Consider the following 7935-nt stretch of genomic DNA (forward strand, 5'->3'; position numbering starts at 1 on the left):
AAAATCTTGGTGGACAAGTAAGTGCTGGGGATAATAATAATTCAATGCCATATATCGATATAGTGTTTCAATAAGATAAGGTAACAAATACAGACATTATTTGATTTATATAAAAAGTGATGGTTTATCTGTCACTTTTTCTTACATTTATAAATAATTTGAAGCTATTTCCCGCTATTCGTTACAATCCACACTCAAAAGTGTGGGATTTCCACTGCTATCGGGGCTAAAAAAATTCATCATGAAACGGTTTCTATCAATTATCATTCTTCTAGTGTTTTTTTGTCTTCCTAATCTAGTCTTCGGACAGATAAAGGTAAAAGACACTGTAACTCGCAGAGCAACTATTGGTTATAACAAAAACGGAAACCAAGTATTTTTAAAACCTGAAACGCCACCATTAATTCAAGTAGCTGGCGCGCCAAAAGCTAGTTATTCTTATTTTTGGGAAATGGGCGATGGGAATTATAGTAAAGCGGCCGAACCCAAACATGTTTACAAAAAGAAAAAGGAATACAAAGTAAATCTTTCGGTTACCAATAATTACGATAACGGAAAACCTCCAAAGACGCGCCCTAAAATAGTTGCGATAAACGAAATAAACAATACTGAATTTTCAGAAATAGCTTCGTTACAAGACACTATTCAATACAAAATATTCAACAATCGTGAGCCTGTTCCAGACGAAGAAATGGTAGTTGTGGTCAGTTACAAAAACCCTTTAGATTATGTAGCTAACGGGAAATTATATCTTTTTTACAACGACAAAGAATTTAAAAACAATAATTTCGAATTACTAGAAACTAGAACCCACTTTGGCGAAAAAGAAGTTGTCGAAGATGGTTTTGCCTGTTCAGACGAAATAAATAATTCTTACGAAAATGTAGCTTCGGCAGAACAAAATGAGATTGCTTCGTACCTCGCAATGACAGAAAAAAAAATAGAAGAAAACCTAGATTTGACACTCTTAGAATCTAAAGCATTATTTCGAAATGTAAAAATTTTAGAGTTCGATACCATGAATACTAATGAGACTCGAAATATTTTTTTTACATTCAAAACTACACCAGAAATGATCAAAGATACCTCGGCAACTGTAAAAATGCGAGGTGTTTATGTTCCTGACCGAAACTACAAAAACCACAAAAAGAAAACACTCGAAATGGAAATTGTAACTTCTCACGACCCAAACAAAATGTCTAGCAATGCCGCATTTATGAATTATCGTTTAGTGAGATTTAAAAAAGTAAATTTCAAAACACGTTTTCAAAATGATGGAGAAGGCCCAGCAAGAACCATCCGTTTAGAAACTGATACACCAGATATGTTCGACAAAAAAACATTACAAATTGTCGATTCTTACCCGAAATGCCCTATTTGTCCAAAAGGTGAAGAGGTAACTTATAGTTGTCTAGACACTATTATCAAACAAAAACAAATACATTTTACTTTTAAAAACATATACATTCCAGGAAGTTCTCAAAAAAATGTAACCGAAAAAGACAGCACCAAAGGTTTTGTAAAATATACTATGAGGTTCGCTAAAGATTTTCATAAAGAAACAACTTATAGTAAAACCGCGATCATTTTCGACAAAAATGAACCCGTTATTACAAATTATGCAACGACTAGATTTTTACCCGGAATTTCTATTGGAGCAAAAACAGGCTACAATCTTTATTCAAATTTAGAAAACTCTAAAAGTTATTTTGTTGCTGCGACTATTTCTCCTTACAAATCATACAAATGGTATTGGCAAGTAGAATGGCAAAATAATTTGCATAAATACCAATCCCAGACAACAGTAACTGATGAATTAGTAAATCCTAACGGAGCAATTTTGCAACTTAAAAGAACAACAACACTTTCTGAATTTGACAATGTTGTTATGGAAATACCCATTTTAATGCGATATAATATCAATAACTATATTGGAGTTGGAGCAGGAATTCAGAGCAGAATAAATATTTCCGAAAAGCAAAGTTTACTAACTAATACTAAGCTTTACGAAAGCAATAATCCTGGTGTTTTACTAAAAGAAAAAGATGAAGCACTAGAAACAAAACAATCTTTTTCTCAATTCAAGTCAGGAATTTTGTTAGATCTAACAGCTGGTTTTGCAAGAATTGGACCAAGTTTAGGTGTTAGATACAATCTAAGTTTTGAGAAAAACTTTAATTATTTACAATTTTACGGGATTTGGAAATTTTAAGCTAAATGAAATATTATTTTCTTCTACTTTTAATCACACAAATTGCTTTTTCTCAAAACGCAAAAGTCACTTTAGAAGAAAAAATTTACAATACTGTAGATCTTTTTGTAGCAAATCCTTCTGTTGAAAGTTTAAAGAAACTAGAAATTTCAGAAAAGAGTTTTAAACCAATTTCTAAAGCCGAATTTCTAGCGTTAGTGATTTTAGATTGCAATAAAGCATATTATGAAAATCAATTTGGTTTAAGCAACAAGGCAATTTCGAGCTACGAAAAAGCTTGGAAATTGTTTCAGGATCAGAAACTAAAAAATTACGACATTACGGAATATTGCTTAAAACCTTTGGGTAACTTATATACCATTATTGGTGATTATGACAATGCCGAAAACACCATAAAACAATATTTTTTTATTGCAACTATTGAAGCAAATCAGCAGCAAAAAATAGCGGCAATCCTTAATTTATCGAATGTATACCAAAGCTCTGGAAAAAGCGACTTGGCGATGAATTTATTAGAGAGAACCATCAAAACGGAGAAAATAAGTACTACTCAAAAAGGAATTTTATTAAACAACTTGGGGACAAATTATTTAATAACTAAAAGTTATGTGAAAGCTAAAAAAGCATTAGAAACAGCTACGAAATTATTAGAAAATGACAAATCTCAATCCCAAAATTTATCGAACGCTTATAGAAATTTATCTCAAATATATAGTCAAGAACTAAACTTTGTTTTAGCCAATTCTTATTTTGAAAAAGCAAGAGACGAATTTGCAAAAACAAAAAATAAAGAACCCAGAAAAGTTGCCAAACTATTTTACGAAAAAGCATTATTGCTTTATGAGCAAGGCAATTATAAACTGTCAAATGCTTTTCTTGTAGCCGTTTTTGAAACGTTACTTCCTAATTATTCTAACAAAAAAGCTGATTTGCCAAACCAAAATTCTCTTTATGCAGAAACGGTTTTATTAGATGCTCTAGATTTGCAAGCGGAGATTTCATTAAAAGAAAATAAACCATTAAAAGCTTTAGATGCTTATACTCTTTCGTTTTATATTGAAGAATTATTTCAGACTTTGTTAGTTTACGAGAACTCGAAAATTATTATACAAATCAGGAATCGAACTCGAACAGAGAAATGTATCGAAATTTATAATTCACTTTATAAAAAAGAAAAAAAAGTTAGTTATTTAGAACGTGCTTTTCAATTATCAGAACAAACAAAATCGACGGTTTTAAAGAATTATATTTTCAGAAGCAAAACGGTTTCTGCATCAGAAAAACATATTTTACAGGAACTTCAAAACTGTAATAATAGTATTATAAAAGAACAGCAAAAATTAGAATTAGCCGATGTTTCTAAAATAAATACTATAATAAAAAAGCAAAACGAATTGATGCTTTTGTTAAAGTCAGAAAGTAAAAATAAATCAGAAAACACTATAGCAAAGATTGATATTTCGGCTGTTTTTTCAAAATTAAAAAAAGACAAAGCGATTTTAGTTTCTTACTTTTCTGGTGCTGAAAACAGATATTCTTTCACTTTAGAAAACAATCAAATACAACTTCAAAAACTTGAGAATGCAAATAATTCAAGTTCTATAATTCGAAAATTTATAGCCTTTTTTACTGATGCAAATCGCATAACAAATGATGTAAATCGTTATAATACTACAGGAAATCTGACTTATCAATATTTAAAATTGCCTAAAAAAATCAAGGCTAAAAATCTAATTATTATTCCTGACGGAATTTTAAATTTCTTGCCGTTTGAAGCATTAATAACTCAAAAAAGCAACACGTCAAATTTTAGTAAAATGCATTATTTATTAAATGATTTTAAGGTTGGATACAATAATTCAGTTTCTTTTTATTTAGACGAAAAACCATTTCAAAACCATAAAGAAAGTGTTTTGGGAATATTTCCTGTTTTTGAAAACTCTTCTTTAGAACTTACTTTTTCTAAAAAAGAATTAGAAAACCTAAAAGCAAATTTTGAAGGCAAATACTTAGAGAACAATCAAGCTACTTTTGCTAATTTTAAGGCTAATGCAAGTAATTTTTCTATTCTTCATCTATCAACTCATGCTTCGTCTGGCGATATTATAGAGCCTGCAAGTATTCGTTTTTATGACCAAGAAATAGTGTACTCAGAATTATATAATTTAAATATTAAACCCAATTTAGTTGTTTTAAGTGCCTGCGAAACTGGTTTGGGAAAACTATATAAATCCGAAGGAACTATGAGTGTAGCAAGAGGTTTTCAGTTTGCTGGAGCACAAAATTTGCTGTTTTCGTTATGGAAGGTAAATGATTATACTACTTCTGTCTTTATGGATAATTTTTATAAAAACATAAAAAAAGGAAACTCCTATTTCGAATCTAACCACGAAGCCAAATTAGATTTTATAAATGATAAAACGATCCCAAATACTAAAAAATCTCCTTATTATTGGAGTGCGATGGTGTATTATGGTACTTTAGAAAACAGTGTGCAAAAAAATTATTTTACTTATATTATTTTAGCTATCGTTGGAATTGTTGGGCTATTTTTGTTACTCAAAACAATAAAAAAATGGAAGATCTCCAAGTAATTTTAAAAAGAAATAAATACAAAAAAATTAAGTTTAAAATCTCTAAAACGCATCATTTACTTATAAAAGCAATAATAAATGGTGTAAAAGGAAATTTTATTCTCGACACAGGTGCTTCTAATAGTTGCATTGCTTTGGAAAGTATTACTTTATTTAATCTAAATACTTCCAAATCTAAAACAAAAGCTGCTGGAGCTGGAGGTAGAGGCATGAAGACATTAGTTTCTAACCATAATACAATTAGTCTAGGAAGCTGGAAAACGGAAGGTTTTTCGTTAGTTGTTTTCGACTTGTCACATGTAAATGATGCATTACTGGAGCACAAAGCAAAATCAGTTCATGGAATTATAGGTGCCGATATTTTGCAATCTGGAAAAGCAATTATCGATTATTATAACCACTGCTTCTATTTGAAAACGAGCTTAGGTCTGTTAACTTAATTTATTTCTTCAAGCTTCCTAAAATTCCTTTCAACATTGCATTAAAATCAAACTCACCATCTTCTTTTAGTCCCATTCTAACAATAACAATGTCTAGCGACGGAATTATAAATACATTTTGTCCTTGAAAACCATTGGCAGAATACAAATCTTTAGGTGCATCAGGATATTTTCCGCCAGCATTTAACCAAAATTGTCCTCCGTAAACACCATTGGAATCATTAGTTGGTGTGGCAACATATTTTGCCCAACTTTCGTCAAAAATTTGTTCGCCATTCCAGTTTCCCTTGTGCAAATAAAGCAAACCAAATTTTGACCAATCACGAGCGGTTGCCCAGCCATATGAGGAACCAACATAATTCCCTGCCATATCGGTTTCTACCACCATCGAGTTCATTCCTATTTTATCAATTAAAGCTGAATACCAAAAATCTAAATATTCTTGGTGCGTTTTAAACTGTTTTCTTAAAATTCCAGATAGTAAATTTGTCGTTCCAGATGAGTAATTCCAGTGTGTGTTGGGTTTGAATTTTGCTGGTTTTATGATTTGCGATTTTGTCATGTCTTCTGCCTGAAAAAGCATTTTTGTAGCATCAGATATTTTACCATAATCTTCCTCCCACTCCAACCCAGAATTCATGTGTAACAAATCGTTTGTAGTAATGTTTTTGCGTTCATCATTTTGCCATTCCGCAATTGGAGCTGGTTTATAAATATCATATTTTCCTTGTTTTTGAAGAATTCCGAAGTAAGTTGCCGTAATGCTTTTTGTCATAGACCAACCCAGAATTTTAGAGTTTTTTGTAAAACCTGTATCGTATTTTTCGGCAATTATTTTATCTTTATAAATAACTAATAAAGCTCGAGTTCGTTTATTTTTCTCACCCTTTTTGTCGAAAGAATTTTCAATAGCAGTATTTAATTTTTTGTAATCAATATTCTCAAAAATTACTTTTTCGGATTCGTTATTTCCATAAGGAAACGGCAAATTGTTATTTAATTTTGTTCTTTTAGGTTTTAAATAAGGTTTCGATTCATCGAAATCTTCATTTACTAAAGTGGCTCCCAAACCTTCTCTATATACAGCTTTTCTTTCTTTCAAACCATAAACTGACGCTGAAGCCAATTTAGAACTTTCGTTAATTTCGTTTGTTGCTAAATCAATCATGTTAATATCGTTATCTCCATTTTCGATTATTTCTAACGGACGATTATCTATAAAATGCCCTGAAGCAACACTTTTTGCAGAAAAACCTGATATTAAATCCAGTTTAGGATAAGTCGTAAAACCAAAATAAATTAAAAATAACAGTATCGCTAAACCAAGAATTTTGAAGAATTTTTTCATTTTGAAATAAAATTTTGATGCAATTTAATGAAATTAAGTTTCGATTGTTAAAAAGTTAACCACAAAGAAAAAAAGCATTTTTTAAATCTTTTGTGACTTTTGTAGTTCAAAAAATAAGGAATACAATTATTAACAAACGTTTGATAAAATTCCGTTTCTATTTGACTACTTTTGTATTTAGAATTTTTATAAATAAGATGTTAGATATAAATAAAATAAGAGCCGATTTTCCCATTCTTACTCAAAAAGTAAACGGAAAACCATTGGTTTATTTCGATAATGGCGCGACTTCACAAAAACCGCAAGTAGTTATTGATGCCATTGCAAAATATTACGAGGAAATAAATGCCAATATTCACCGTGGTGTACATACGTTAAGTCAGTTAGCTACAGATGCATATGAGGAATCCCGCATTAAAATCCAAAATCATATTAATGCTAAATTCGCTCACGAAGTGCTTTTTACCTCAGGAACAACTTTTGGAATAAATCTTGTTGCCAACGGATTTGCATCTATTTTAAAACCAAATGATGAGGTTATGGTTTCGGCACTCGAACATCATAGTAATATTGTGCCTTGGCAAATGTTGTGCGAAAAAACAGGCGCAAAGCTGGTTGTAATTCCCATGAATGAAAATGGAGAATTAATCTTATCTGAATATGACCGATTACTTTCTAATAAAACCAAAATTGTAACTGTAAATCATATTTCGAACGCGCTAGGAACTGTAAATCCTATCAAATATATGATTGACAAAGCGCATGAAGTGGGCGCGGCGTTTCTTATTGACGGAGCACAAGCGGTTCCGCATCTTAAACCCGATGTACAAGAACTAGATTGCGATTTTTATGTTTTTTCAGGACACAAAATGTGTGGTCCAACAGGAACGGGTATTTTGTACGGAAAAGAAGCTTGGCTTAACAAATTACCACCATATTTAGGTGGTGGCGAAATGATAAAGGAAGTGACTTTCGAGAAAACGACTTATGCCGATTTACCACACAAATTCGAAGCGGGAACACCCAATATTGCTGGCGGAATTGTGCTAGGAACTGCTGTAGATTATATGAATTCGATAGGTTTCGCAAATATCCAACAACAAGAAAAAGAATTGTTAGCCTACGGAACGGAGAAATTATTAGAAGTAGAAGGTTTAAAAATCTTCGGAACAGCGGCAGCAAAAACATCGGTAATTTCTTTCAATATTGATGGAATTCATCCATACGATATTGGCACGATTATAGATAAGTTAGGAATAGCAGTACGTACAGGTCACCATTGCGCCCAGCCGATTATGAATTATTTTAATATTCCGGGAACTATAAGAGCTAGTTTTGCGT

5 protein-coding genes are annotated in these 7935 nt (G+C 31.3%); 4 read left to right on the forward strand and 1 reads right to left on the reverse strand.

Annotation, left to right across the window (positions count from 1 at the left end):
• Nucleotides 1-241 precede the first annotated feature (241 nt).
• From ACHZC3_RS10500 to ACHZC3_RS10510, 3 genes are read left to right on the forward strand one after another with little or no spacing between them, the layout of a single operon-like run.
• Nucleotides 242-2212, forward strand: coding sequence for a PKD domain-containing protein (locus tag ACHZC3_RS10500; RefSeq protein ID WP_394759814.1), 1971 nt, complete (start codon nucleotides 242-244; stop codon nucleotides 2210-2212).
• A gap of 5 nt (nucleotides 2213-2217) precedes the next feature.
• Nucleotides 2218-4806 (forward strand): CHAT domain-containing protein, encoded by a 2589-nt coding sequence (locus ACHZC3_RS10505; protein WP_394759815.1) that lies wholly within the window; start codon nucleotides 2218-2220, stop codon nucleotides 4804-4806.
• Entirely contained in the window at nucleotides 4788-5246 is a 459-nt protein-coding gene (locus ACHZC3_RS10510) for a retropepsin-like aspartic protease (protein ID WP_394759816.1), read from the forward strand. Before ACHZC3_RS10505 ends, ACHZC3_RS10510 begins: the two co-directional genes overlap by 19 nt.
• A gap of 1 nt (nucleotide 5247) precedes the next feature.
• Here ACHZC3_RS10510 and ACHZC3_RS10515 read toward each other — a convergent pair whose 3' ends face one another.
• Nucleotides 5248-6594 (reverse strand): serine hydrolase domain-containing protein, encoded by a 1347-nt coding sequence (locus ACHZC3_RS10515; RefSeq protein ID WP_394759817.1) that lies wholly within the window; start codon nucleotides 6592-6594, stop codon nucleotides 5248-5250.
• 197 nt (nucleotides 6595-6791) lie between these two features.
• Between ACHZC3_RS10515 and ACHZC3_RS10520 the strand changes: the two genes are divergently transcribed.
• Nucleotides 6792-7935, forward strand: a 1144-nt coding sequence (locus tag ACHZC3_RS10520; RefSeq protein WP_394759818.1) for an aminotransferase class V-fold PLP-dependent enzyme, incomplete at its 3' end; no start/stop codon positions are given.

Source organism: Flavobacterium sp. (assembly GCF_043720215.1).
Classification (GTDB): domain Bacteria; phylum Bacteroidota; class Bacteroidia; order Flavobacteriales; family Flavobacteriaceae; genus Flavobacterium.

Bases quoted from the DNA above. Each gene is read 5' to 3' on its own strand.
- ACHZC3_RS10500 (WP_394759814.1), top strand. From the start codon at position 242: ATGAAACGGTTTCTATCAATTATCATTCTTCTAGTGTTTTTTTGTCTT.
- ACHZC3_RS10505 (WP_394759815.1), top strand. From the start codon at position 2,218: ATGAAATATTATTTTCTTCTACTTTTAATCACACAAATTGCTTTTTCT.
- ACHZC3_RS10510 (WP_394759816.1), top strand. From the start codon at position 4,788: ATGGAAGATCTCCAAGTAATTTTAAAAAGAAATAAATACAAAAAAATT.
- ACHZC3_RS10515 (WP_394759817.1), bottom strand. From the start codon at position 6,594: ATGAAAAAATTCTTCAAAATTCTTGGTTTAGCGATACTGTTATTTTTA.